The 26,953-nt window shown below is 50.6% G+C and carries 21 protein-coding genes; 13 read left to right on the top strand and 8 right to left on the bottom strand.

Features of this window, described 5'->3' with window-relative positions:
* Window positions 1-22 precede the first annotated feature (22 nt).
* Together JJD41_RS06290 and JJD41_RS06285 are read right to left on the bottom strand one after the other, a co-directional pair.
* On the bottom strand, window positions 23-1,288 hold the full coding sequence (locus tag JJD41_RS06290; RefSeq protein WP_200665178.1) for an RNA-guided endonuclease InsQ/TnpB family protein: 1,266 nt from the start codon (window positions 1,286-1,288) through the stop codon (window positions 23-25).
* Window positions 1,289-1,645: 357 nt separating this feature from the next.
* Window positions 1,646-1,963, bottom strand: a complete 318-nt coding sequence (locus JJD41_RS06285; protein WP_168569256.1) for a DUF3067 family protein — start codon at window positions 1,961-1,963, stop codon at window positions 1,646-1,648.
* 248 nt (window positions 1,964-2,211) lie between these two features.
* On the opposite strand from JJD41_RS06285, the gene petC reads away from it, so the two are divergent.
* The 6 genes from petC (at window position 2,212) to JJD41_RS06255 (ending at window position 7,608) form a co-directional block, all read left to right on the top strand.
* Complete coding sequence (petC, locus tag JJD41_RS06280) at window positions 2,212-2,751, top strand: cytochrome b6-f complex iron-sulfur subunit (RefSeq protein WP_168569255.1); 540 nt, start codon at window positions 2,212-2,214, stop codon at window positions 2,749-2,751.
* A 102-nt stretch (window positions 2,752-2,853) separates the two neighbouring features.
* Complete coding sequence (gene petA / locus JJD41_RS06275) at window positions 2,854-3,843, top strand: cytochrome f (protein WP_200665177.1); 990 nt, start codon at window positions 2,854-2,856, stop codon at window positions 3,841-3,843.
* A gap of 338 nt (window positions 3,844-4,181) precedes the next feature.
* The gene (locus JJD41_RS06270) at window positions 4,182-5,030 is read left to right on the top strand and encodes an alpha/beta fold hydrolase (protein ID WP_200665176.1); all 849 of its coding nucleotides are present in this window, start codon (window positions 4,182-4,184) and stop codon (window positions 5,028-5,030) included.
* 144 nt (window positions 5,031-5,174) lie between these two features.
* Window positions 5,175-5,618, top strand: a complete 444-nt coding sequence (psbQ, locus tag JJD41_RS06265; protein WP_200665175.1) for a photosystem II protein PsbQ — start codon at window positions 5,175-5,177, stop codon at window positions 5,616-5,618.
* 352 nt (window positions 5,619-5,970) lie between these two features.
* Window positions 5,971-7,077 carry an NAD(P)/FAD-dependent oxidoreductase gene (locus JJD41_RS06260; protein ID WP_200665174.1) on the top strand — a complete coding sequence of 369 codons (1,107 nt, stop codon included), beginning with the start codon at window positions 5,971-5,973 and terminating at the stop codon, window positions 7,075-7,077.
* 54 nt (window positions 7,078-7,131) lie between these two features.
* Window positions 7,132-7,608 carry a hypothetical protein gene (locus JJD41_RS06255; RefSeq protein WP_200665173.1) on the top strand — a complete coding sequence of 159 codons (477 nt, stop codon included), beginning with the start codon at window positions 7,132-7,134 and terminating at the stop codon, window positions 7,606-7,608.
* On the opposite strand, the gene JJD41_RS06250 is transcribed toward JJD41_RS06255, so the two are convergent.
* Together JJD41_RS06250 and JJD41_RS06245 are read right to left on the bottom strand one after the other, a co-directional pair.
* Window positions 7,605-7,985: an FHA domain-containing protein gene (locus tag JJD41_RS06250; RefSeq protein WP_200665172.1), complete on the bottom strand. Its 381-nt coding sequence runs from the start codon at window positions 7,983-7,985 to the stop codon at window positions 7,605-7,607. The genes JJD41_RS06255 and JJD41_RS06250 overlap by 4 nt on opposite strands.
* A gap of 302 nt (window positions 7,986-8,287) precedes the next feature.
* Window positions 8,288-8,719, bottom strand: a complete 432-nt coding sequence (locus JJD41_RS06245) for a hypothetical protein (protein WP_200665171.1) — start codon at window positions 8,717-8,719, stop codon at window positions 8,288-8,290.
* A gap of 39 nt (window positions 8,720-8,758) precedes the next feature.
* Here JJD41_RS06245 and JJD41_RS06240 point away from each other — a divergent pair, with 39 nt between their 5' ends.
* Both JJD41_RS06240 and JJD41_RS06235 read left to right on the top strand, forming a co-directional pair.
* The gene (locus JJD41_RS06240) at window positions 8,759-12,583 is read left to right on the top strand and encodes a PAS domain-containing protein (protein ID WP_200665170.1); all 3,825 of its coding nucleotides are present in this window, start codon (window positions 8,759-8,761) and stop codon (window positions 12,581-12,583) included.
* 332 nt (window positions 12,584-12,915) lie between these two features.
* Complete coding sequence (locus JJD41_RS06235; protein ID WP_200665169.1) at window positions 12,916-13,635, top strand: sel1 repeat family protein; 720 nt, start codon at window positions 12,916-12,918, stop codon at window positions 13,633-13,635.
* A 68-nt stretch (window positions 13,636-13,703) separates the two neighbouring features.
* On the opposite strand, the gene tatC is transcribed toward JJD41_RS06235, so the two are convergent.
* Complete coding sequence (gene tatC, locus JJD41_RS06230; protein ID WP_200665168.1) at window positions 13,704-14,522, bottom strand: twin-arginine translocase subunit TatC; 819 nt, start codon at window positions 14,520-14,522, stop codon at window positions 13,704-13,706.
* A 38-nt stretch (window positions 14,523-14,560) separates the two neighbouring features.
* Between tatC and JJD41_RS06225 the strand changes: the two genes are divergently transcribed.
* Both JJD41_RS06225 and JJD41_RS06220 read left to right on the top strand, forming a co-directional pair.
* Window positions 14,561-15,004 carry a hypothetical protein gene (locus JJD41_RS06225; protein ID WP_200665167.1) on the top strand — a complete coding sequence of 148 codons (444 nt, stop codon included), beginning with the start codon at window positions 14,561-14,563 and terminating at the stop codon, window positions 15,002-15,004.
* A complete protein-coding gene (locus JJD41_RS06220) occupies window positions 14,992-15,558 on the top strand; it encodes a Uma2 family endonuclease (RefSeq protein ID WP_200665166.1) in 567 nt (188 codons plus the stop codon). Before JJD41_RS06225 ends, JJD41_RS06220 begins: the two co-directional genes overlap by 13 nt.
* Before the next feature lie 65 nt (window positions 15,559-15,623).
* On the opposite strand, the gene JJD41_RS06215 is transcribed toward JJD41_RS06220, so the two are convergent.
* The gene (locus JJD41_RS06215) at window positions 15,624-15,965 is read right to left on the bottom strand and encodes an endonuclease domain-containing protein (RefSeq protein WP_370583822.1); all 342 of its coding nucleotides are present in this window, start codon (window positions 15,963-15,965) and stop codon (window positions 15,624-15,626) included.
* Between the two features lie 626 nt (window positions 15,966-16,591).
* Here JJD41_RS06215 and JJD41_RS06210 point away from each other — a divergent pair.
* Window positions 16,592-20,698, top strand: a complete 4,107-nt coding sequence (locus JJD41_RS06210; protein WP_200665164.1) for a cadherin domain-containing protein — start codon at window positions 16,592-16,594, stop codon at window positions 20,696-20,698.
* A gap of 92 nt (window positions 20,699-20,790) precedes the next feature.
* Here JJD41_RS06210 and JJD41_RS06205 read toward each other — a convergent pair whose 3' ends face one another.
* A complete protein-coding gene (locus JJD41_RS06205) occupies window positions 20,791-21,366 on the bottom strand; it encodes a Uma2 family endonuclease (protein WP_200665163.1) in 576 nt (191 codons plus the stop codon).
* A 169-nt stretch (window positions 21,367-21,535) separates the two neighbouring features.
* Here JJD41_RS06205 and JJD41_RS06200 point away from each other — a divergent pair, with 169 nt between their 5' ends.
* Window positions 21,536-22,504: a GNAT family N-acetyltransferase gene (locus tag JJD41_RS06200; RefSeq protein WP_200665162.1), complete on the top strand. Its 969-nt coding sequence runs from the start codon at window positions 21,536-21,538 to the stop codon at window positions 22,502-22,504.
* Window positions 22,505-22,533: 29 nt separating this feature from the next.
* Here JJD41_RS06200 and JJD41_RS06195 read toward each other — a convergent pair whose 3' ends face one another.
* On the bottom strand, window positions 22,534-23,970 hold the full coding sequence (locus JJD41_RS06195; RefSeq protein WP_200665161.1) for an AAA-like domain-containing protein: 1,437 nt from the start codon (window positions 23,968-23,970) through the stop codon (window positions 22,534-22,536).
* 198 nt (window positions 23,971-24,168) lie between these two features.
* On the opposite strand from JJD41_RS06195, the gene JJD41_RS06190 reads away from it, so the two are divergent.
* Window positions 24,169-26,952 (top strand): CHASE2 domain-containing protein, encoded by a 2,784-nt coding sequence (locus JJD41_RS06190; RefSeq protein ID WP_200665160.1) that lies wholly within the window; start codon window positions 24,169-24,171, stop codon window positions 26,950-26,952.
* Window position 26,953: the final 1 nt, after the last annotated feature.

Below are 26,953 nucleotides of genomic sequence, written 5' to 3'. Positions count from 1 at the left end.
CCTCCCGACGCTGAATCAAAGATTACAGCGCGGGCTTCCCAACCTCGCGATTGGGTATTCCTGCCCCACGCCACTTATCTAGGTCATCGACCCCCGACAGACCGACTTGACAGGCGGTTTCCGTTCCCCAGAGTCCCTGGGTTACTACGTTTTCTAGTCCACGATCCAAAACCATCTCTGCTGCAGCATGGTCACGATGAGTCCGATATCCACACTCAGGACAATGATGCTCTCTGACTTCCAATCCTTTGCTCGCCGTAGCAAAGCAGGATGGACAGGTTTGACTGGTACCGTTGGGGTTGACTTTAGCAAAGTAGACTCCCCGCTTCCAGCACACCCATTCCGTCAGAGACAGGAATTGTCCGAAGGCAGCATCTACACAATCTTTTCGCAACATCCCTCGCGTCAAGCCTTTGACGTTGAGGTCTTCTGCAAAGATGGTTTGCGCTTGGTCACAAAGCTGATGAGCCGTTTTCAGATGGAAATCTCTGCGACGGTTCGCAATTCGGTGATGCATTCTAGCCACTTCGACTTGTGCCTTCTCCCAGTTTTGAGAACCCTTCTGTTTTCGTGCTGCTCTGCGTTGCAGCAATTTCAGCTGGCGTTGCATCGACTTGAAAAACTTAGGGCGCTCTTGGAAAGAGCGATCGGAAGCGGTCAAGAATCGCTCCAATCCCAGGTCAATCCCAATTGCCCGACCGTGAACCGGAACATCGGGAACCGATATATCCGATTCAATGGTGACGACAACATACCATTGCGTCCCCCGTATCCTGGACAGTACCCTTACCTGTTTCACCTTGAACCCGTTAGGGATGGGTCGATGCAGGTCGATCGGCACTTCCCCAATTTTTGGCAAATTGATTGTGAAGCCATTGATGGGATTGTTCTTGAACTGGGGAAACACAAAGGATTTGAATTGACCGAACTTTTTGAAACGCGGGAATCCATGTCCCCGTTTCACAAATGCTTCCCAGGTATCGTGCAGTCTGCGAATCGTGGTCTGCAACACCTGAGAATGCACCTTACCCAGATGCGGGAATTGCTTCTTCGCTTTGGGCAGGTTGTTCTGCTGACGATGGTAAGACGGGAATGGCTCATCGGCAGGAATGATGTATTCCTTTTCCAACGAGCATCGGTCTACCGAACACTTACGAGAAGCAATCCAGTCTTTGAGTTCGCGCAAAGCGTAGTTATATACGCCTCTGCACGTCTCCATCCACTCCAACAGTTCAGCCTGCTGTACGGCATTTGGATAGATTCGGTAAGTGTAGTTCATGGTCAGCATGACTATAATTTACTACAGGCTATAGCTGCGGGTAAATACTTGTATCATCCCCATCGTAGGGCTTGGCTCTTCCCGTAGGGTGGGGATGAGGCCAGCTCGGGGAGTCCATGGATCCCGACGCTGATGCTTCGCATACAGCGCGGGACTTATCGCTCCCCGAACCCCTCAAAAGTTAAAGATCTGACGATAACTTCCATCGCGATCGCTCCCCGATAAAATGCCGTGCGGATCTCGTGGGACAACTGACGGGATCGATCGCCACGGCGTGACTCGCCTCGATCCCCGGAACCCGGCGGTTCTCCTTTGCAGACCCTAAGCAAACCTCCGGCGACCTAGAACTCGAACGATAAAGATCGACTAGAAATTTTCGAGCATCCATTCCGACGCGCGATCGCCCAATTCTACCGGAATACTGACCGCTTTACCCAACCGGGGCCGTTCTTTCGTCTGTTCGATATAAGCGCAAAACTGCTCGATCGCCCCCCAACCGTGCAAATAGGCGACCACCGTATCCAAATGTTCGAGATATTCCGCTTCCGTAAGCGGAAATGAGGCTTGTTCGAGATATTTCCACATCACTTGTACGAACATTTTGCCCTGGGTGCGGCGCATTTTAATGTCGTAAGAATAGCCCCACTTGTCTACGAGCAGTTGGCGTAAGTCTCGTCCCGTCATAAGCTTTTACTTTACAATTTGTTACAATTCCGAGACTCCGAGGGGTGAAAATGCGATCGAGGGGTCAAAGAATGTAATAATTTTTTCAGAAACGCCGAAGGGGGTGTTTCCAAGGTGTTGTCGCTCCCTGGCAGGTTTGGCTAACTCTAAATATACACAGGCAATTGTTAAATCTAGAGTTGACCAATTTTAGCCCTTGACTGAGTGGCTAAGACATACAACTTAACACACAGATAGCAAGTTAGGTCATGGCTCAAGCTTCCGGATCTCCTGACGTTCCCAGCATGGGACGTCGCCAATTCATGAATTTTCTAACCTTCGGGGCCGTCACTGGGACAGCTCTCGGAGCGCTTTACCCCGTTGTCAAATATTTTATCCCCCCTTCTAGCGGTGGCCCCGGAGGTGGCGTAACCGCTAAAGATGCGTTGGGGAACGACATCAGCGTTAGCAAATTTTTAGACAGTCACAACCCTGGCGATCGCACTCTGGCCCAAGGACTCAAAGGGGATCCCACTTACCTCGTGGTGACCAACGACAAAACCCTAGCCGATTACGGCTTAAACGCCGTTTGTACTCACCTCGGCTGTGTCGTCCCCTGGAACGCCAGCGAGAATAAATTTATTTGTCCCTGTCACGGTTCCCAATACAACAGCGAAGGTAAAGTCGTGCGCGGTCCGGCGCCTCTGTCGTTAGCCTTAGCTCACGCCGACGTTCAAGACGACAACGTTGTATTGACTCCCTGGACGGAAACCGATTTCCGCACCGGGGAACAACCCTGGTGGACCTAACCGAATTCGAGCCGATCGGATTTTAGCTGGGCGATGGCCAGTGCCATTTACCCTCTAAAATCTCTATGTTTGAGCTTCGTCAGTAAAATCGTTCCATTCCCGATGAAACAACTTTCCTTATCGCCGATCCTGCAACGCCTCTCTGGGGCAATGGCGAAAGGCGCACTGGTACTGGTTACGACGTTGGCGCTGTTAGTCGCTTTCGACGTGACCTTACCGCAGTCCGCCGCCGCCTATCCCTTCTGGGCCCAACAAACTGCACCGGACAGTCCGCGTGAAGCCACGGGCCGGATTGTCTGCGCCAACTGCCACTTGGCATCCAAGCCGACTGAAATTGAAGTCCCGCAATCGGTTTTACCCGATACCGTCTTTGAAGCCATCGTTAAAATCCCTTACGACACCAACGTTCAACAAGTGTTGACTACTGGGGAAAAAGGCCCGCTCAACGTCGGCGCCGTGCTGATGCTTCCCGAAGGCTTTAAGATCGCTCCGGAAGATCGCATCCCCGAAGAACTCAAAGAAAAAGTCGAAGGGCTGTACTTCCAACCCTATGCGGCGGACCAAGAAAACGTGGTCATTGTCGGTCCGTTACCCGGCGAACAATATCAAGAAATTGTCTTCCCGGTGTTGTCTCCCAATCCCGAAACGGATAAAAATATTCACTTCGGTAAATATGCGGTTCACGCGGGGGGTAACCGAGGACGCGGCCAAGTTTACCCGGCTGGAAATGCCAGCAATAATGCGGTTTATAAAGCCTCTGTCGCGGGTAGTATCGCCAAGATCGAACAAGGGGAAGATGGGAGCTATGAAGTCACCATTCAACCGAGTGAAGGCGATGCCGTCGTCGATAGCATTCCTGTCGGACCGGAATTGATCGTTTCCGAAGGCGATGAAGTGACTGCCGGACAAGCGATTACCAACAACCCGAATGTTGGCGGTTTCGGTCAGAAAGATACGGAAATCGTCCTGCAAAGTTCGGGTCGGATTACGGGCTTATTGGCCTTCTTCTCGATTGTCATGATTTCTCAAATTATGTTGGTCTTGAAGAAGAAACAAGTCGAAAAAGTTCAAGCTGCAGAAATGAACTTCTAGGATTTAAAGGTCTAGGATTCTGTTTTGAATATCGACTAAAAAAAGGGGCAAATGCCCCTTTTTTTATAGGTTTTCTCAAGTTAAAACGAGTAGGGAGGATCCCCCTAACTGTCCTTTAATTTCCGTCATTTCCCCTTATTAAGGGAGACTTGACCCTGGGGTGGGTGGCGTAGGAATGAGGCGCTCGGGAAGACCGGACTACAGAAAGACGGATTCGATTCAACAAGACGATCGCCCATTGACAACCCCTCGATCGCCGAGGGCTTCTCGATGGAGCACTCTTGATTGACGGGACAAGATAACGGTAAGCTCTAAACGTCAAGAGTTCAAAAAATCTCGTGAAAATTGAAGAAAAAACCATAGAAATTGACGGTTTAAAATGGTTTTATCGGGAGTCGGAACCGTTAAACCCGAGCGATCGCCCTCCCGTTTTGTTGTTGCACGGGTTGCCCTCTCAAGGCTATAGCTGGACCGAAGTGATGCCCATTTTGGCCGAACGAGGGTTTCGCGCGATCGCCCCGGATTGGATCGGCTTCGGCAACTCCGACCAACCGAGTAACAGCCAATTTAACTATACCCCCGCCGCCTTTCTCAAGGCTCTCAGTAGCCTGATTGACGCGCTCGACCTCGATCGCTTTTACTTAGTCGTACAGGGCTTTCTCGGCTCCGTTGGCGTGCAGTACGCCCTCGATAACGGCGATCGCGTCGAACGCCTGGTGATGCTCAATAGCCCCGTTCTCAGTAGCGCCCGACTGCCTTGGAAACTGCGTCAATTGGGGCTGCCCTTCGTCGGCGACATGATGACCCAAGACCCGCTTTTAGTCGATCGCACCTTGGAAGGGGCAAGCGGTTACGGCATTTCCGAACCGGATTTAGACGTTTATCGCAAACCGTTTCTGACCAGTTCCGCCGCCGGGCGATCGTTGATGACGACGATTCGCCGCCTCAACCTCAAACAAACCAGTGCCGAAATCGAACGAGGACTGAGAGAATGGGAGCAGCCCACTTTAATTTTGTGGGGACTTCAAGATCCCTGGTTTCCGGCGATCGATGCCGAAGATTTGGCGAAATTACTGCCCAATAGCGAACGGGTCAACCTCCCGGAAGCCGGACATTACGCCCAAGAACATTGGTCTGAAGATGTCGGCGAGGCGATCGCGGCTTTCTTCAAACGTCAGGTCGTCTGAACCTAAATCGGTGGTCGATTTTACCGCGATTTGAACCGGAAAAATCCTCAAGAATGTTAAATCGATCCATGACCGATGCACCCGATCTTGATATATTTTTCTTGAGAAAACGATTTCAGTTAATTTAAGGGAAACAAATAGGTTATGTCACGCTATCGTTCAATTCTGGCTGGGATTCTCGCACTGATAACCGTATTCGTCGTAAGCTGCGGGGGACCGCAAGCGAGCGAACCCCCTCTGTATTCTCAAATTCAGTTGGAACGCATTCAGGAATACAAAGCTGACATTCAAAGTTTCCGCGCTCGCATGAGCGAACTCGAATCTTTGATTCAAGAACGCGACTGGATTGATGTCGGGAACTTCATCCACGGTCCCCTTGGCGATTTGCGCCGGGATATGGGTTTTGTCGCCCGTAATTTAGACCCGCAAGATGCTAAAGCGGCTCGCAATAAAGCGAAAGAATTATTCGTCCATCTCGAAACGATCGATCGCGCGGCGACTGAAGCGAATTACAGTTTGGCTCTCAATAACTACGCGGAAGCTCTAGCCGATTTCGATGCTTTCCTCAACCAGCTTCCCAATAGCTAGTCACTCGAAGGGGAGCGTTGCTCGAACTGATGAGGTTGTAGAGCCATTTAAAGATTGAAGAATTTGGGGGCAAGTCTATAAGGTTGTCCCCAATTTTTTTCAGGTTTTATCAAAAACTGTCGATCGAGAAAATATAAAAAAATCTGGTAGGGGTTTGGTTACCAAACCCCTACTTCTCTAGGGTTCACTAACCAAGCCCCTAAAAGTCACAATAAATAGTCTGTCGAGATAGGTAACCCGATGTCAGCCCTCGGTCGTTTGATGCTCCGGCGATTGCCTCCTCTCAAACCGGACTCTTAATGTTTATTTTTTAAACAGTCTCTAAAATCTAAACTCTAAACTCTAAAATCCCATGACTCGTATTGCTATTATTGGCTGCGGTATTATCGGAGCGACGATCGCCTATGAATTATCCCAGGTGCCGGGATTAGAAATTACGGCGATCGATCGCGCCTACGAACCTGCAACGGGGGCGACTCAGGCGGCTTTGGGGGTGTTGATGGGCATTATCAGTCAAAAGGTCAAAGGGCGCGCGTGGCGCCTGCGCGAAAGGACTTTGCGCCGTTACGAAATTTTAATCCCGGAACTCGAAGCGATCGCCGAATGTTCGATTCCTTACAACCGTCAGGGGATCGTCAAACTCTGCTTTCCCGGCGACGATCTGGAAAAATGGCGAAATCTCTGCGAAACTCGACGTTCTCAGGGCTGGTCATTAGAATTACTGACTCCGGAACAGGTGCGATCGCGCTACGAACAGTTGGCAGATTTAGACCTCATCGGCGCGGTCTACTCCCCCCAAGACCGACAACTCGATCCGGTGGCGTTGACCCGAGCGCTGGTGAGTGCGGCGACTCGTCAGGGGGTGGCGTTTCAGTTCGGGGTGGAGGTTCTCGGGGCGCGTTATACGGAAACGGGCGATCGCAAAATTTGCCAGGGGTTGGAAACCTCCGTCGGTTCGTTAGCGGTGGATTGGGCGATCGTTGCGGCGGGGTTGGGTTCGACGGCGTTGACCGAACAATTGGGGGAAGCTGTCGAGATTCGACCCGTTCTCGGTCAGGGGTTAAAAGTCCGGTTGGCGACGCCGTTGGGTGCGGGCCGTCCGGAACCCGTCCTCACCGGGGATGACGTGCATATCGTTCCCTTGGGACGTGGGGAATATTGGATCGGGGCGACGGTGGAGTTTCCCCAAGCGGGGATGGAGTTGAGGGGCGATCGCGCCCAATTGGATGCGGTGTGGGAACGGGCGATCGCCTTTTGTCCGGGGTTGGCGGACGGAGAAATCGTCAATACCTGGAGCGGTTTGCGTCCGCGACCGGAGGGACGACCCGCTCCAGTTATCGGTCCGCTCGACGGATTTAAGAATGTCTTATTAGCGACGGGTCACTATCGCAACGGGATTTTATTGGCTCCTGCAACGGCGTTGGCGGTGCGCGAGACGATCTCCGAGAACGAGTGCTAGACTTCGGAAAAATTGCTGCGCTGTCGTTGGCGAATATCTTTTTCCGAGGGAATTATGAAGCCGATTCACGCTTGTTCGATGACCTTGCTGAGTGCGATCTGTTTGACGCCAGCGATCGATCTGGCCCTTCCGGTTGCGGGATCGAGTCATCTTTTAGCAAAAACGACGATGAAACAAGAAAATGCAGAGCGAGTTACCCTCACCGGGGTGGTCATTCGCAAAGAATGGTCTCAAAGTGCGGAATCTTGGATGGCGGGAGGCAGCGAATATTACGTCCTCGATGTCGGCGATGCCGAAATTGAGGAGCGCACTGCAGCAGAAGGGACGATCTTGCGTGGTTCGGACGAGGTGGAATGGGAAAGTTTCGAAGATTTTGTCGGGATGGAGGTGGTGGTCGAGGGGGAATTTGTCGCCCCGCAGCCTTACGTTCCGAGTTCGCCGATGGAAAACTACCCCACGGGAATGGATGGAAAGCCTTTACCGAGGGGCGGCGGGTTTAAGGTCTATTCGATCGCTCCGGTTGGGGACTAACTCGCTAACACCTCCGATTGCGTTTGTGATTCCGGTTCGGCGATCGGCGATTCTCCTGGGGAGACGCTTCGCGATCGCGCACCTTTAAATATTTGTAATTGCGGTCCGGAACGGGCCAGACGCACCATCAATCCATCGATGACTGGGGCTTGCATTAAGGGGCGATCGTCGATAAAAGTGCCGTTACTGCCGAGGTTGACGATCTTCCAGCACGAACCGATCCGGCGCAGTTCGAGATGGTGACGGGAAACGACGGCGCTATAGAGAACGACGTCGTTATCTGGCGATCGCCCGACGCGAATCACGTCTCGATCGCCGAAACTCCAGGTTTGAGAAGGACTCAGACTTTGCGGATGCACCAAAATTAGAGTAATCACTCGTCGCGACTCCGAGTCATATTTGTATAAAAAGTTTTGTTAGAGAAAAAAGACGAATTTCTCCGGTGAGAAGTTTCTGAAAAATTTTTCAAAATAATTTAAAAATTATTGTTAATTATTGTTAATTATTAAAAAAAATATTGCGATTTTTGTCGCTCGTCGAAACGATCGAGTGGGGGAGAACGGCGGGGAGGGCGATTCTCCTGGGGAGACGCTTCGCGAACGCCCGTTTGCCGATCTGCTCGGACTTAGACTCGATCTTCGCTCAAAAGTGCTTCCCTTAATTTTTTTTATGCTTGCAATTAATCCGGGGAAGGAAGGGAAGGTAGAACGCCCCCGTTAAAAAGGCGATAACCGAGATTTGAGTCGTCTTTTGAAGGAAACAAGCCGATCGAGATCGCGCCCGTTGCGCGGGATTGAAACGTGGCGCGATCGAGTAAAATATCACCAACTCGCTTGGGGGAAAACCGGGCGTTCGCGAAGCATCTCCCCAGGAGAATCGCCGCGCCGGACACCGTCCCATCAGTGGCTTGAAAGCGAGAGTGCAACCGAGATCGAAATAGGGAAAGGAAGAGACGGCAGGAGGAAGACGCCAACCCCGTCAACGGAGCACGACGGCGATCGCGCTGCCGCCGGGAGTGGGCGATCGCGATCGCTGGGGTGGGCGAGCGATCGTCAATGCAGAGACTTCTCAAAAAGAAGGGGAATTTTAAAATATAAACGAACTCAGCCACAAATCTTAACGATATCCCTATCTAACCGTCGGGTAATAAATGGTAATATTTCTCCTTTTAATCGCAGCGATCGAGACCAACTCTCTGGGTTCGACACTGTCACCCGCCCTCTCGACCCTACAGCCGATCGCTCGGACGACGATCGCCCTCGCCGGGTGTTCGATCGCCTTGGCGTGCGCTTACTGGTCGTTCAAACCCCAAGCGAGTCGGTGGCGACCGTTTCTCGGATCCCTAGGCTTATGGGCGTCGGTCTGCGTGCTGGCGATCGCGATCGATCTCGCGGGCGGGGGTCGATCCCACGAACGGCTGTGGCTGGCAGTGGAGTTACTCGGCGCTTTAACGGCGTTAGCGGTGGGCGTGGCCATCCCTCGAAGCGTTCGCCAATTCGTGGGATCGACCCCCGAACACCCCGAAGACGAGAAAGGGATCGGCGAGGGCGATACTCCTTCAGACTCGCTAAGCGCCAAGCGCACGTTCCGCGATCGCGACCGTCGTTTTCAAGCTATTTTTGAGACTGCCCCGGAATCGATCGCCGTTCTCCAACCCGACGGCAAAGTATTAGACATTAACCAAGCGGCGCTCGATTTGGCTCAGTTGACCCGGGACGAGGCGATCGGTCGTTTATTTTGGCAAATTCCCTGGTGGAACGCCGCACCGGGCGATCGCGACGATTCTCCTGGGGAGACGCTTCGCCAACCCCTCGCCGAGACCTTCGCCGAAAAAACCCGCCAAGCCTTCCAACAGGCGATCGCTGGAACCGTCGTTCGCAGCGAATTCGAGTTTCACCACGAGGACGACCGTTGCGGGATCGCGACGGTTTCGTTTAAAGCCATACGCGACGACAACGGCGCGATTCAATTCGCGATCGCCTTCGGACCGACGATCGACGACGACGCCCACAGCCCATCGCAATTGTGCCTATACCAACAGCAATTAGAAAAAACCGTCGGCGAACGCACGGCGGCCCTTTGGGAAGCCAACGCCCAATTACAACGGGAGATCGGCGATCGCCAAACCATCGAAAATGCCCTGCGAGATAGCGAAGCCCGCTTGCAACGGTTGGCGAAAAACGTCCCGGGAACGCTCTATCAATTTGTTCTCCACAACGACGGTTCGATGCGGTTTCCCTTCATCAGTTCCGGGTGTGAGGAGATTTGCGAGCGACCGCCCGCCCAAATCGAAGCCGACGCCGGGGCGATCGTCGATCTGATCCATCCCGAAGACCGGGTCGAGTGGCGGCGATCGATCCTCGAATCCGCTCGAACCCTCACGCAGTGGTACTGGGAAGGGCGGATCGTCACTCCCTCCAACCAAATTAAATGGATTTGTGCCTCCTCGCGACCGGAAAAACAAGCGAACGGCGATATCCTCTGGGACGGTTTGATGATGGATATTACCGATCGCAAACAAGCCGAAGAAGCCTTGCGCGAAAGTGAGGAACGCTTGCAATTTGCCTTAGAAGGAACCGAACAAGGGCTGTGGGATTGGAATATCGCCACGGGAGAACTTTATTTCAGTCCCCAGTGGACGGCGATCCTCGGTTACGAAGAAGGGGAACTCGAAACCCACGCCCATTCCTTCGAGCAATCCATTCATCCCGACGACATCGATCGCATGAAAGCGGTCTTGAGCGATCATTTACAAGGACGCACCCCCATTTACGAAACCGAATATCGGATTAAAACCAAATCCGGCGAGTGGAAATGGATTCTCGGACGGGGCAAAGTCTGGAAGCGAGACGCCCGGGGCAATCCATTACGGGCGATCGGCATTCACCGCGATATCAGCGATCGCAAAGAATACGAACAAGCCCTCGTCGCCGCCCGCGAAGCCGCCCTCGAAGCCCTCTCGATCCGCTCCCAGTTTCTCGCCAACATGAGCCACGAAATCCGTACCCCGATGAATGGGGTGTTGGGAATGGCGAGACTGCTCTATCAAACCGAACTGAGTCCCAAACAGCAAGATTACGCCCAAATTATTCAAAATAGTGCGGTTCACCTGCTCGGGGTGATTAACGATATCCTCGACTTCTCTAAGTTAGAGGCGGGACAAATGCAACTCGACTGCATCGATTTCAATTTGGACGAATGTATAGAAGAAGTGGTCGAACTGCTCGCCGCCCAAGCGGAAATGAAAGGGCTGGAGTTGGTGGTGTTGGTGTACAGCCAGGTTCCGCGCCACTTACACGGCGATCCGGTGCGTCTGCGTCAGATCCTGCTCAATTTAGTCGGTAATGCGATTAAATTTACCGAACGCGGCGAGGTCATGGTTCAGGTGGCGTGGGAAAAGGAAACCCAAGAGGGGGTCTTGTTGCGCTTCTTCGTCGCCGATACCGGGGTGGGGATTTCCGAGGAAAATCAGCAAAAATTATTTCGCTCGTTTTCTCAGGTGGATGCGTCGGCGAGTCGGGAATATGGCGGGACTGGCTTGGGATTGGCGATTTGCAAGCAGTTGACCGAGTTGATGGGCGGTCAAATTGGGGTTGAAAGTCGTCTGGGGGTCGGTTCTAAGTTTTGGTTTACGGCGGAGTTTGGCAAACAACGTCAGGCCCTGTCGCCTCCGGTTCCGTTGGATTTGGCGGGGCGGCGGTTGTTGGTGGTGGCGCAGCATCCCCGAACGCGGCAGGTGGTGCAGTATTTGGCTCATTCTTGGGGAATGCATTCGGATGCGGTGGCTTCTGTGGAGTTGGCGAGAGAGGCACTGCAACGGTCGAGGCGGCGCGATCGCGCTTACGATGCGGTGTTGTTGGAGGTTCCGTTGGCGGATCGGGACTCTTCGGGTTCAGTTTTCGAGGCGATCGTCGGGGGTGAGCTGGGGCGGACTCGGGTGATTTTGATGAGTTCTCTGCAAGAGCGCGATCGCGTCGAAGAGTTGCTCGGTCCTGGGTCGAATCATTATTTGCTCAAACCCGTGAAGGCGTCGAAGTTGTTTGAGAAGTTGGTGGAGGTTCTGCGGTCGAGGGCGATCGAGACGGCGGCGGTGGCGGTGGGATCGTCGGGCGTTCGCGTCGGGTCTCTGGGGGAGGATCGCCGCGAACGGTCGGCGTCGGGCAGTGTGGGGGCGCGATCGCGTCGGTCCGGGCTCAAAATTTTGATCGCGGAGGATCATCCGGTCAACCAGCAAGTGATTCTCAATCAACTCGAAGCGTTAGGGTATGAGGGCGATTGCGTGGCGAACGGTCAGGAAGCCCTCGAGCGCCTGGCGCAATGTCATTACGATATCGTGTTGATGGATTGCCAGATGCCCGTGTGTGACGGTTATCGGGCGACGGCGGAGTTACGCAAGCGCGAAGGAGACGGCGATCGCCATACGGTGACGATCGCCATGACGGCTCACGCGATGACGGAAGAGCGGGAGAAGTGTTTGGCGGCGGGAATGGACGATTATTTGAGCAAACCCGTGGAATTGGAAGAGTTAGCACGGATTCTGCACCGTTGGAGTCCTTCGTCTCCCACCGTTCCCGGCGATCGCCCGGCGGGGGCGCTCTCTACGCCGAATTTACTGCTCGACCGGGCGCGGTTGGATAATTTATCTCGGGGAAAACGACCGTTACAACGTCGTTTGCTGGTGGCTTTTTTGGAACACGCCCGCTCGGATTTGAGCGAGTTGGCGGCGGCGATTCGGGAACGAGACCCGGAGGCGATCGCCCACAAAGCCCATCGCTTAAAAGGATCGGCGGGCAATGTCGGCGCCCGAGGGATTGCGGCGAGTGCTGCCGAAATCGAACGCCTCGGTTCGGAGGCACAAAGTGATAGCGTTGAGGTCGGTGAGGTGTCGCAGGCGATCGTCGCTTGTTTGACCGCGTTAGAACGGGATTTGGATCGTCTGGAAATGTTTGTCGATGGCGATTGGGATATAGAGTGAGAAGAATCCGCCCGGGGCGGCGATCGCGGAGTTCGTTCACTCGAAATTAAAACAAAAACTTAAACTAAAATTTAAACGGTGAAATCGTAAAAAAGACTACGGTATAAATATTGAAAGTCGGAGAGGGTAGATCCCAATCGAGCGATCGTTCCTATCCCCTCGGATTTTAGGGAACTCGATCGCGCTCAACCGGAGTCAATTGATTTAAGATTGCCAATTTTCTCTCGCAAGAACGATCGTTTGGATCGGGAATTAATAATTTTTTCTCAACCCGAGTGATGCCCGATTGAAGCGGCATTTTTTGCCTTTTTTAATTGAAGGAGTATTTAATCATGCAACAACCGAGTTTAAAAAATACCTTTGAGCCTCGCGCGGTTCACCCCTTATTCCCCGAACGACAACGGTTTAAGGGAACGGGCTCCCGCCACGGCGATCGCGGTGGGGCGATCGCTCCAGTGGTTTTAAGTTCCCACGGTAGTGGAATTTGGCAAAATTTACTCGGCGATAACCCGCAAGAGCGATCGTGGGGTCGCCTGTTACAAATGAGCTGGGAAACCCTTACTGGAGGCGGCGCCGTTCCCGCCGAATGGTCGGAGTATTTAGCGATCTTCGATCCCTCTTGGCTCGCTCTTTTGCGACAGTGGGTCGGTCGAGTTTCCCCCGAGTTAAATTCCCTTGAAGCGCTGAAATTGGCGGCGGTTCTCGTTAATTTGGGCGAGGCGATTGGGGAAAGTGCGATCGGCGATCGCGGGGAAAATACCGAAACGGCGATCGCCTGTTGCGAACTGGCTTTAGATGTTTTAAAATGCGATCGTTTTCCCCAAGCTCGCGCCCCCATTCACAACAATCTCGCGCTCATGTATAGCGATCGTCTCGGGGGCGATCGACTGACCAATCTATCACGGGCGTTTTCTCACTACGAACGCGCCGCGCAAGTCTCCCGCCGCCAACCCTTCCCCGAGACCTGGGAGTCCGTTCCTCTGGTGTGGTCCGAACCGGATACCCGCTTGAATTCTCGTTCTCGTTTCCCCATCGAGGCGATCGCTTGTTAATTCTCCTCTGCTAACTGGTCACTAAAGACAATAAGGGCGCCTGTTTTGGCGCCCTTCATCTTTTCTGATTAACGTCCGAACACCTTCACCAACCCAATTCCCCCGAAATACAAGCCGACCACCGCGCCACCGAGGAGACATTGGGTGAGGGGGTCGGTCGAAGGGGTTAAAATAGCGCCTAAAATCGCCGCGCCAAGAATGACGTAGCGCCACCCAGAAAGCATTTTTTGCGAAGAAACAATTCCGAGGGTACCTAAAAGGAGTTGGATCACGGGAATTTGAAAGGCGATTCCCGTCGAAAAGAGCAGTAATAAGACAAATTCAAAGTATCGCTCGATCGACCACATTTGATCGACCACTCCCGCGCCATAATTGGTAAAAAACTGCAAAGCGGCGGGAATCAGGGCAATATAGGCAAATCCTAACCCCAAAAGGAACAAAAAGGCCGATCCGAACACGATCGGGCCGATAATGCGCCGTTCCCGACGGGTCAACCCGGGAAGCACGAACTGGAGGATTTGGTAAAGGACGAAGGGACTGGCGAGAATTAAGCCGCTATACCCGGCGACTTTGACCGTGACGAAGAAATATTCCCCAGGAGAGAGTTGGAGGAAGGTGACGCCACGGGCCGGAATTTCCAGCAAGCGGACGAGGGGTTTAACAAAGACAAAACACCCCACAAATCCGACGGCGATCGCGGCGATCGCGTAAAATAGCCGCGATCTCAGTTCTTCGAGATGATCGAACAGCGACATCTCAACTTCGTCGGGGATTTCGTCGAGATAGGGGTCGTAGTCGGGATCGTCGTTCGATTCGTAGTCCGCCGGATCGTACAGTTTCGGCGGATCTTGTTGGGGGACGCTCTCTAATTCAGACGGTGGGGTCATCACTCGCGTGGGCTTGCACTAAGTTTGAGTCTCTCTGTTTGACTATTGTAGTGGGAATGGTTCTTTCCGAAAGAGCGATCGCCTTTTCCCTCAAAGAGCGATCGCCTTTTTCCAATAAGCGCGATCGCCCTCCCAGAAATGCGATCCTTTTCCAAAAAGCGGGATTTGTTGTAGGGGCGATTCGCGAATCGCCCCTACATTACCGCTCGATCCCCTGTTTTTTTCAAAGAGCGATCGCCTTTTTCCCAGAGTGCGATCGCCCTTTTTCCAGAGAGCGATCGCTTTTACCTACAGAAATACGATCGCCTTTTTCCCAGAGTACGATCGCCTTTTTCCTAAGAGAGCGATCGCCTTTTTCCCAGAGTACGATCGCCTGTTTTTTTCAGAGTGCGATCGCCTTTTTCCTAAGAGAGCGATCGCTATTTTACTGTTACAATAAATTATCGGAGCGCAATTGGAGTTTTCCACTATGCCTGAAATGACTGTAAAAGACGTGGAACGGATTGAGTCAATCCTCAGCGACGCTGGTTTTGACTGCCAACTCGAACTGGAAGAAGGTAGCATTATTGTTATGGGGCCATCAGATATTGTGGCAAGTGAAGTCTCCCTAGAATTTGCCAGTCAACTTCGCAATTGGGTCAAACCACGTCGTCTCGGTCGCGTATTCGACTCGGCTGGTGGGTTTATTTTACCGAATAGCGACTTAAAAGCACCCGATGTATCTTTTGTTTTGCGCGATCGCTTACCCAGAAGCGTTCGCTATTTTGCTACTCTCGTTCCCGATTTAGTGGTAGAAGTCAAATCTCAAAGCGATCGTCTGAAAAAGTTGCGGGAAAAAATAAAAATTTATCTCGACCAAGGCGTACAAATTGCTATTTTAATCGATCCCGATACTTGCCTACTTGAAGTTTACCGTCCCGATGCTTCGGTACAAACTTTGGGCAATGGTGACATTTTAACTGTGCCGGAATTACTTCCTGAATGGGAATTAGTTGTAGAAGAAATTTGGCCGGTAATATTTGAGGATGAAGAATAGCTTTCATTTTTTATCTGGGTTCCAGAGAGAGCGATCGCCCTTTTTCCCACAGATAACATCCTCTCTTAAAAGTCCCCCTTCTTAAGGGGGGTTGGGGGTATCCAGCGCTCTAACTCCTGACAAACCCCCTCAATATTCTGCAACACATCAACATTAGTAAACCTAACTACCGTTATCCCGTACCCTTCTAAAATCCGCGTCCTCTCTTCATCATAGTCTTGACCCTGTTGGGTAAAATGACTGTCCCCATCAATTTCAATAACCAACTTCAAACTCGCACAATAAAAATCAACAATAAAGTTATCAATGGGGCGTTGTCTCAAAATACGCAAGGGAAAATGTCGCAAGCACTCCTGCCAAAGTTTTTTCTCAGCAGGTGTGGGATTTTGCCGCATTTGTTTAGCAATGGAGACAAGTTTTGGATTGGAGGGGAGGTGAAAGTTGGAGTTGTTACATCTTGCGACGATACCCCCTTGGCTTTCGGATGAATTATAGGGATTAAAATATTGTTAGTTGTATTTTAGTGGAGATTGATTCTTCTTTCAGAGGGGATTTTCGGCGACTCTACTAAGGGGCGATTAGGCGTAGAATCCCCCCAACCCCCCTTGGAAAGGGGGGCTAGTTTATTAATATTTTGATGTATGGCGATCGCGGGTAGAATCCCCCCAACCCCCCTTGGAAAGGGGGGCTAATTTATCGATATTTTGATGTATGGCGATCGCCTTGTTCCCAGAATCGCCTTTTAATTAAGATTCTTAACGAAAGCAAGGCTATAATCCCTTAGTATTCCCAATTCTCAGTTAGGTTTTGCTATTTCTCGGATCTTGTTGGCGATCGAAACCTCAAGATCTCAAAAAGATCTCAAATTTTATTACTTTTTATCAACTTCCCGGTCGATCGCCCGCGATCGCGCCTTTTTTTTGACCCGCGAACACCTCAACTTTTATCAACTTTTCTATATTTGCACTTTTGTTCTCCGAGGCCATGCTGGAGTTAAAAGATACCGCCGCAGAATAAAAGGGAGGAAACCGTCATGACCCAAGATACTTTTAAACTAGAAGTCGGCAAACTCGACACGAGCAACTTAACCAACCAAGGCTTTACCTCCGTTAACTTCAGTTCGAGCTTCGGTAGCACTCCTGTTATTTTCAGTCAGGTACAGACGAACAACGATACCGAGTTTGTCCGTACCCGCCAGAACAATATCAGTTCGACGGGGTTCTCCCTGGCGATGGAAGAAGAAGAAGCCTTGCAAAACGGACACGCACTCGAATCGGTAGGTTGGCTGGCGTTGGATGCCGCCGAGGGAAATTGGGACGGTCATTTGTTTGAAGCCGGGAGTACGGGAACGAGTGTCAATCAAAACTTTTCGACGATCGCCCTCTCCTCGGAGTTTGCCGAAGCCCCGGAATTGATGGCAGCGATGGCGAGCTATAACGGGTCAGATCCGGCGGGGGTGCGCTACCGCAACTTGGGAACCGACAGTGTAGACGTCAAAATCGAAGAAGACCAAAGTCACGATACCGAAGTCGATCACGCTAACGAAGTCGTCAATTTTCTGGCGTTGGAAGGCGAGGGACTGCTGACCGATGTCAACGGGACGGTTATCGGCGAGTTCGGACAGATTAATAACTTCAACCAGAACAGCCAGACCATCGACCTCCAAAATAGCTATACGAATCCGGTGGTGTTTCTGCCTACCCTGTCTTACAACGGGGCCGATCCGTCTACCACTAGGATTACGGCGATCGACAGCGACAGTTTCACCACATTTTTAGAAGAGGCGGAATATAAAGACGGCAGTCACACCACGGAAAATGTGAGCTACTTTGTATTCGAGGCGGGAAGTTGGGAACTGGGAATCGGCGAGCAGCTTTCCGGGTCGAGTGATGACGATCTGTTAGTCGGCGGTCTCTACAACGATATTATTAAGGGCGGTTCGGGAGATGACATCATCGTCGGGAAAGAAGGCGGTGACGTGGTATTTGGAGAAGGGGGAGCCGATTATTTCTGGCTGACCGAGATCGCAGACGGCGGCGATACCGTTCAAGATTTCAACTTGGCAGAAGGCGATCGCCTCGTCTTGTCGGCGACGTTGGAACAAACTGCCAATTTCGATCAACTGGCGTTCGACAGTGCCACCGGAACTCTCTCTCTTGCCGGAAATGATTTGGTAACCTTACAAAATGTCACGAGTCTCGATCTTGAGACTGATATTATTGTGAGTGAGGCGTTCGGCATCGAAGAGCATAGTGAGAATGGGACGGTGGTGGGTAGCGTGGCGATCGCCAATCCAGCCAGCAGCAATGCTTACCAAATCGTCCAAGGCAACAGTGACGGGATTTTCGCGATCGACAGTCTCACTGGAGAGCTTTCCGTCGCCGACAGCAGCCAACTCGATCGCGAAACCGTCGATTTACACCAACTGTTCGTCGAAGCCACCGACGCGACCGGGCAGACCTTAAGCAAATACGTTACCGTTCATGTCAGCGATGTCAATGAAGCACCGAGTTTTTCCGGATCGACGAGTTTCAGTATTGGCGAAAATCCGCATGATGGAGCCGTCGTCGGAACCGTGAGTGCGACGGATCCCGAAGCGGACACGATCGCCTACAAAATCGTCAGTGGGAACGAACGGGACGCTTTTACCATTGACGAAAACACCGGGGAAATTACGATCGCCGACGGACGCGAACTCGACTACGAAACTCAGAATAGTTATACTCTCACCCTCAAGGCGATCGACGCGCGGGGAGAAACCGCCACAACCGACGTGGCGATCGCCATTGAAGACGGGAACGAAGCGCCGGAAATCGCGATCGACGACAACGAAACCTTTATTTTCCACGACGAAAACAACAACAACGGTACGATCGTCGCGCGAGTTCCCGCAAGCGATGAAAATGGACAAAATCCGATTTTCAGTGTCGTTGGCGGAACAGGTCAAAACTATTTCGATATTACAGTTGATGGCAAAATTATTATCGCCGATGCCGTCGGACTGCGATCGAATGGGGCCGACGAATACAACTTAAACATTCAAGTTGCTGACGGATTCAACCAAAGTTTAACCGATGAAGTAACGGTCGTTCTCGAAAAAAGTCAATTTACCAATGTCATCGGGCAATATGGGACAGATAGTCCCTTCAATCCGATCGATGTCGGTGACTATTCCCACCCAACATTTGCAGATATCGATCGCGATGGAGATATGGATGCTTTTGTCGGGCGATCGGACGGAACTATCGCTTATTTCTCCAACAACAATGGTAGCTTTGTCCCCGACAACAATCTCAATCCACTCAAAAGTGTCAATCTTCCCGATACTGGCGCCAATCCTACTTTTGCAGATATCGACAACGACGGCGATTTAGATGCCATTATTGGCGACAATCTCAATGAGATCTACTACTACCAAAATAATAACGGTAGTTTTGTCGAAAAAACGGGAAGCGCAAATCCCTTTGACACCATCACTGGATTCAATCCATCCTTTGCAGATATCGACGAAGATGGGGATTTAGATGCTTTCATTCCCGATGTAAAAGACAGCGATTACTCGATTAACTACTATCGCAACGACGGCGGTACTTTTACCGAAGACAGCAACAACAATCCCTTCCAAAATAACATTCCCGTCACTCCCGATGTGGCCTTTGCCGATATCGATGGAGATGGAGATACCGATGCAGCAGTAGGAGCAAACGACGGCAAGATTAAATATTTCCGTAACGATAACGGCATCTTCAACGAGCAAACAGGCAGTAACAACCCGTTTAACAGCATTGATGTCGGCGACCATGCCCGTCCGAGTTTTGCCGATATCGACGATGATGGCTATCTCGATTTAGTCGTCGGTTCTGATGACGGCAAACTAGCATATTACAAAGGAACGCAGAGCGTTTTTAGTCTCGACTTTTCGAGTACGGGTCAAAGTGTTTGGGATAGTGGTTCTTCCACACAGTTAGAGTGGAATTGGTCGCCCTTACAAGACTTGATTGGTACCGACAAAATTACTTGGGATATTACCCCGTCAAAAGACTTTGGTTTTGTCGAAGTTGGGGCGGGAACTTATGGCGGTATTGGCTTAAATACGGGATATGCGATCGACTCGGGAAGTATTGATTCCGAATTGCCTATCGATGTCTGGGTTGACCTTCCAGAATCCATCAGTTCCGGTCAAACGATTACCCTGTCTTCGGGATTTTCTCTCGCCGATACGGCTAACTTTGAAACGACCACACCCCGACTGTCCGCTTACCTCGATTTTCTCTTTGAGATTTATGCCGGAGGCTGGGTAACAATCGACTACAAAATCGACGACTACACCTATGATATTAGTGCAGTCGATATCGACGAGTCGTTTAACTTCCAGTTCGATACGGAGGATATGAATTTCTCCTTCGACGAAATTGAAAACGATAGTTTTACTATCGGTTCATTTGGGTATGAAACGGGTGGATTTGGGGATATTTCCGGTTATACTCCCAACATCGATATTGAAGGCGATCGCGCCAGCAGCAACAGTCTTTCCGGTTACAAGAGCGACCTATTCTTAGATGCGAGTTTAGATTTGGATAAGGTCTTGTTAACGGCGCTTTCTGAAGCGGGTATTCCTTATCTGAGTGCTGCCGCCGAAGCCCTCGATTATGTTATTGAAGGCAATTTAGATCTCGGCATTGCTTATGCCAATTGGAACTTATTTGATGCCTCATTTACCGGGGATTTCTATCTGGCGCAAGATCTAGATTTGACTGTCGATGAATTGACCGGGGAATTGAATGTGGAAGGGTATGCCAATCCAGTACCTTTCACCGTCGGAACCGACTTACAAATTACGCCACAAGATACGAATGGAGATGGCAAAGTCGATATTACGGGAACGGTGAATATCGATCCGATACTGAACAATACGACCTCAGTTGAGTACGAGTTGGATATTCCCTTAACCGCTTTGGAAGGATCGGCGGGTTACGATGTATCGATCTGGCCTTTTGACTTTAGTGATGACGTAGAATTCGGTCCGGTGTGGAGTGACAATATTGACATCAATAACGGAAGTTTCGACCTGTACAGTAGCAGTTTCGACATCGGTGGTTTCAACAGTGCCGAGATTGACTTCTCGATTCCGATCGCTTAAGTTTAATCACCGTTGAGTGAAGTTGGCTTGAATATCGGCAAGGACGGGAAAACTGCCCGTCCTTTTTCGGTTTTGATAACTTTTTTACTGCTCTATAAAATTTCAGTCAAATCTAACTCAAAGTCCGGCAAAATTGTTTCACCAGAAAGTGTTTTGGGAGAGGATAAAAATTCGGGTTCTCGATGCGGTCGATAAATTTCTACGATTTGCCGTTCTGGGTCGATTAACCAACCGAGTTCGGCTCCATTTTCGCGATATTCTTGCATTTTAGCTTGTAGCTTGTTCAAGTCGTCGGAAGGCGATCGCAATTCCACGACCACATCGGGACACAAAGGGACGAATTTCGCCTGTTCTTCGGCAGTTAAAGCGTTCCAGCGTTCGAGACGAACCCAAGACGCATCGGGAGAACGGTTGGCCCCGTTAGGCAGTTTAAATCCGCCGGAAGAATCAAAGACTTTGCCGAGTTTTGTTTGCCGATTCCACGCCATTAGTTGGTAAATTAGCTCGGCGTTGCGATTGCTCGTTATTCCTCCGGTCGGTGGCATAATTGCGAGTTTTCCGTTCGCCGTGCGTTCAAATTTTAAGTCGCGGTGTTGTTGGCAGAGCTGGAAAAATTGCTCGTCACTCAATTGCAGGTCTAATTCTAGGAGAGCGGGGAGGTAAACCATAAGGACTCCTATTGTTGCTACGTTTGGGGGCGATCGCCCGTTTCAACTTCAATCCTAAAATAGGTGAAAGATATCAACTTTTATCAACTTTTCTATATTTGCAGTTTTTCTAGGGTGAGCCATCCTAGAGATGGAAGAGCAAAGCTATTGATTCGAGGGAGCGATCGCCATGATGACCCCGCCAGTAATGACTCAATTTCCTCAACCTTCAAATGCAATGAACGATCGCCCGATTGCGATTCCAGAAAATCAAGTCAAATATCAGTTTGTTTATAACATAACTCCGATGAATTTGGGTCAGCTCGATCTGTTTACTTATCCTCGAATTCAAGATCGGCGATCGTCGGAAGGCGATCGCGGCATAACTTATGGGATATCTGCTTCAATTGCAGGACAACTGGTCGGCTTAATTTTAGCGAACTATAGCCATCATCAACAAACGGCTGAAATTATTTCTTTTTTAGTTTTACCCCAATACCGTCGAGAAGGAATTGGCGCGCGATTGTTGCGAAATCTCGAAAGATTTTTAGCAAAAATCGGCTGCATTCACATTAGTGTTAAATATCGCACGACAGCGATGACACAATTAGCCCTAGAATCCATTTTGAAAAACCAAAATTGGCAACCTCCTCGATCGAGTTTTGTTTTAACAAAAACGAGCATCGATCGACTCAAACAGGCTCCTTGGGTCTATCGATATTCTCTTCCAGAAAAGTTTACCATTTTTCCCTGGATTGAATTAAGCGATCGCGAACGAAAACGGATTTTAGAACGCCAGCAATATCCGGATGCTTTGACACCATTTAGTAACGATCCGCGTTTGGAATCGATTAATAGTTTAGGATTGCGCTATCAACGAGAAGTCATTGGCTGGACGATTACTCATCGAATCGCCTCGGATACAATTCGTTATTCCACCATGTTTGTCGAAAGACCGTTTCAAAAATTCGGTCGTGGATTTGCCTTATTAACCGAATCCGTTCGCCGACAAATTGACAGTGGAATTCCTTATGCAACTGCAGCCGTTGCTACGGAAAATATAGGGATGTTGCGATGCATCGAACGCTATTTTAAACCCTACGGGGATTTAATTTCTGAATCTCGCTATTGTGCTAAACAGTTACAAAAAGATCGATGAAGAAACAGGATAATTGCAATAGATCGGATCTATTGATTCAATTGGCTAAGGAGGCGATCGCGGAAATATTGCCGATATAAATCACAGCTTACCGTCACTTGGTTGCCAACTAAATTTACCAAACCCATGCTGTACAACTTGAAAACTTCTACCTGTTCTAACTCAATCGGATCGTCAGTTTGAAGAACTCGAATAAAGGCACGAGCGAGATCGGAATTTTGCTGTAGGTAGCGTAAATTTCGGTGTAAAACTTCTCCGTAAATTCCCGAATCTGTAGAGGCATTTTCGATCAGTCCTCGCCAAGATAGATCGCCTTTTGCTAAATGGTAAAGGCTCAAACGAATGAGATAAGGATGTCCGGCCACTAATTCCATTAATTGATCAATTTGCTCGGTTCTAAGATCGAGGTGGTGACGACGAATTAAATCGGAAACTTGGTAGATATCAAAGGGTTCGAGTTCGACGCGCAAGCCGATGTTTAATGGAGATTGATTGATATCTAAAGGAATGTAAATTTCGGTAGAGTGAACCATAATCAAGCGTAGTTTCTGCCAGGTCGCGTCCATTTTAGTCCGTTCGTACCAAAATCGAAGTAAGGTTAGAAACTCTTTGGCAAGATCGGGATGTTCGATAATTTGGTTGACTTCTTCTAAAGCTAAAATGAAGGGGGTTTTTATGGAATTCAATAGATAGGCTTCGAGATATAAAGTACAACTCATTTTACTGCCGAGGTCTTCATCCCAAAAGGTATCTAAATTTGGTTTAAGGCCGAGTTGTAATGCTAAATTAGAACAAAACCAACGTAACAAGCGATTGAGATCGATAAGAGCTGTTGCTTCAATTTGCTGAAAGTGGAGTAATCCGGTGGTATAACCTTTCTGTTTCGCTCGTGCTAGAATACGATTCATCATCGAACTTTTGCCCATTTGTCGGGGTGCTTTAATCCGAATAAAACCGCCTGCTTTTTCGATTTCGCGATCGCACTGAGATTCATAAGGAACTCGTTCGATATAAAAAGGAGAGTCGAGAGGAACGCTATTTTGAGGCCATTCTAATTCAAGTTCAAAGGGTTGAGGTTGAATGGGACTGAATTCTCCGCGACTGAATTTTCCGCGATCTTGCGGGTTGCGATCGCCCAATTTGTCAACAAAACAATCCGGATTAGACAGAGGGTCTAGATCGACTTTAGTAGCATCGAGAATATAGCGCTCGATCGCCGAACGGACGTTAGTTTTTGTCACTTTTTCGCCGAAGGCTTTAGACAGGAGCTTCCATAATTTGGGGCCGACCCCTTGTTTTATATAATTAGCAGAATAGCCGCATTCTTTAGCAATTTGGTCGTAAGTCTTTTTGGTTTCCTGCCAAGATTCATGGAGTATTATTCGTTGTAAATCATTCAGATGCTCTCCCGTTTTCTGGAAAACCAAATCTTCGGTGATTTGTAATTGTTCTTCAAAGGATTTCATGGCGACTGATAAAAACAATCCATTCAAACGAGCGATTGCCTGTTTTTGTTCGCGGCGTCATGTCGATCTTCAATTGAGAGTATTGTAGCGTAAACTCGGCGATCGTTATTGTTCGATCGTGAGTTTTTTGTTTTCTAATAGGCAGAATGTTAATCCAAAATAACAAGATTGTTGAAATGATTTAAAGTTAGGTCATCTATGCGCTATCAAGTTGGTGGAAGTCTTACAGTTAACGATCGAAGTTATATTAATAGAAAAGCCGATCGCGACCTGTATAGTGCCTTAAAAAAGGGCGAATTTTGCTACGTTCTCAATTCGAGACAAATGGGAAAATCGTCGTTATTAGTTCGGGCAAAAGATCGTCTCGAAGCCGAAGGATTCGTCTGTGCGGCGTTAGATTTGACTGGAGTGGGGAGCAATAACGTTACGGCAGAGCAATGGTATAAAGGGGTTGTTTCGCAACTGTGGATGGGGTTTAAGTTACTGGGGAAAGTTAATTTAAAAAGCTGGTGGAACGATCGCGCCGACTTGCCCGTTTTACAGCGTTTGAGTCAATTTGTGGCGGAAGTGTTATTGGTGGAGTTTCCGCAAACTCGGTTGTTTGTCTTTATCGACGAAATAGATAGCACGATGAGCTTGCCGTTTTCCGTCGATGATTTTTTTGCATTTATTCGATTTTGTTACAACCAACGGGCATTCGATCGCGACTACGATCGGATTGCATTTGCTATTTTCGGGGTTGCGAATCCTGCGGATTTAATCCGCGACAAAAACCGAACGCCTTTTAATATTGGTAAAGCGATCGCCCTCAATGGATTTACCTTAAAGGAAGCGGCACCCCTGGCTGGCGGTTTGCAAGACGATCGCCCGCCGGAGGAAAGGCAAAAACAACTTACTGAAATTTTGCATTGGAGTGGAGGACAACCCTTTTTAACCCAAAAACTCTGTCAGCTAGCCGTAGAAGCCGGGGCGCGATCGCCGATTTCCGAACTCGTGCGATCGCGCATCATCGAGCGTTGGCAATCCCAAGACGAACCGCAACATTTACGAACGATCGCCAACCGCATTCTCTACAACCAAGAACTGGCGGGAAGACTGCTCGGACTATACCAACGCATCCTCGCCGGAGAGCGCATAGAAACGGACGATTCTCACGAACAAATCGAGTTATTACTCTCGGGTTTAGTCGAAAATCGAGCTGGATACTTGAGTGTAAAAAACCCGATTTACGCTGCCGTATTTAATACCGAATGGGTCGCCCACCAATTAGAAAACTTGCGCCCCTACGCGACCCAATTTAACACCTGGATCGCCTCGAAAGGCGAAGACGAATCGCAATTATTGCGGGGATTGGCATTGCAAGAGGCTCTGGCGTGGTCGGCGAACAAACAACTGAGCAATCTCGACTATCGCTTTCTCAGCGCGAGTCAAGATCTGGAAAAACGGGGGGTCGAAACGGATTTAGCGGTGGAACGAGGGCAACGGGAAAAAGCACAATTTGCCTTGGAAGCGGCCCGGGAAGCGCACGAGATTTTAGGACGGGCGCGCCAACGGGCGCGGGAACGCACGAAAAACGTGCATTTGGGTCGAGGCTGGATCGCCGCGATCGCCGTCGTGGCGACAATGGGGACGATCGCCTTGCGCTCGACGGGCTGGCTGCAAGGGGCCGAATGGGTGTTGCTCGATCGCTGGTTCCAACTGCGTCCCCTCGAAGCGGTCGATCCGAGAATCGCGATCGTGTCGATCGACGAAGCGGATTTAGAGGCGATCGGCGAATACCCTCTCTCTGACGCAGTTTTAGCCCGGGCGATCGCCAAAATTGCGGCTCGAAACCCGAGGGCGATCGGCTTGGATCTCTATCGGAATTTGCCCGTGGAACCGGGATATACACAATTAGCCCAAGTGTATCAAAGTACGCCTTCTTTAATCGGGATTGAAAAAGTGGTCGGCGAACGAGTCGAACCGCCGCCGATTTTGGCCGAACGGGGTCGAGTCGGCTTTGCGGATCAAGTGTTAGACGGGGACGGAACCGTGCGCCGCGCCTTGCTTTCCGTGAGGGGAGAAGACGGATCGTTGCAACTGAGTTTGGCGGTGAAATTAGCCCTGGTGTATTTACAAGCGGAAGGAATCGAAGCCCAAGGGCGCGATCGCGATCGCATCGACCTGGGAAAAACGACCCTGACCGCCTTCAAGCCGGACGATGGAGGTTATGTGAGAGCCAACGCGGGGGGCTATCAAATCCTGCTCGATTTTCGCCGGACCTCCGATCGGTTCGCGACTTTTTCGATCGCCGATCTGCTCGCCGATCGCCTGCCCCCAGAGGCATTGCGCGATCGCGTCGTCCTGGTGGGAGCAACGGCAGAAAGTATCAACGACTTATTCCAAACCCCCTACAGCAGCCGAATTGCGGGCGCCCCCCAACGGATGCCCGGGGTCGTGGTTCACGCCAATATCGTCAGCCAACTGCTCAGTGGAGCGTTAGAGGGGCGATCGATGTTGCGCGTCTGGCCCGAGACGGTCGAATGGGCCTGGATTGGCTTGTGGGCGGCGATCGCGGCGGGATTGGTGTGGCGGTGGTCCGATCCGATCGCGGCGATCGCGATCGCGATTGCGGAGATCGCCGCGATCGCCGCAATCTCGGTGGGAGCCTTTTTCCTCGGCTGGTGGATTCCCGTCATTCCGACGGCGATCGCCGCGCTCCTCGCCGCCAGCTCCTTGCCGATCCTGAGTGCAAAACAGCGCGCCACCTTAGAACTGTGCGAGACCGTCGAGGCGATCGCGCTCCTCGCCGCCGACCGAGAAGCTGCCGGATGGATCGCGATCGAATATCTCAAACAAGGTGAAAGCCAGGAAACCGCCGCCGCGATCGAGCGCCGCTTCGTCGCGATCGCGCCTTTACAAAGTGGGGGTCAAACCTGCTCGGCACTGCTAGAATCGGGGCAGCCCGATCCAGTCCCAAGGCTTCAAGCGAACGGAGATTGAG

It is taken from the genome of Oxynema mangrovii CENA135 (assembly GCF_016632315.1).
Lineage (GTDB): Bacteria > Cyanobacteriota > Cyanobacteriia > Cyanobacteriales > Laspinemataceae > Oxynema > Oxynema aestuarii.
The sequence above is the reverse complement of the archived record's forward strand: the minus strand, read 5'-3'. Positions and strand labels throughout refer to the sequence as shown.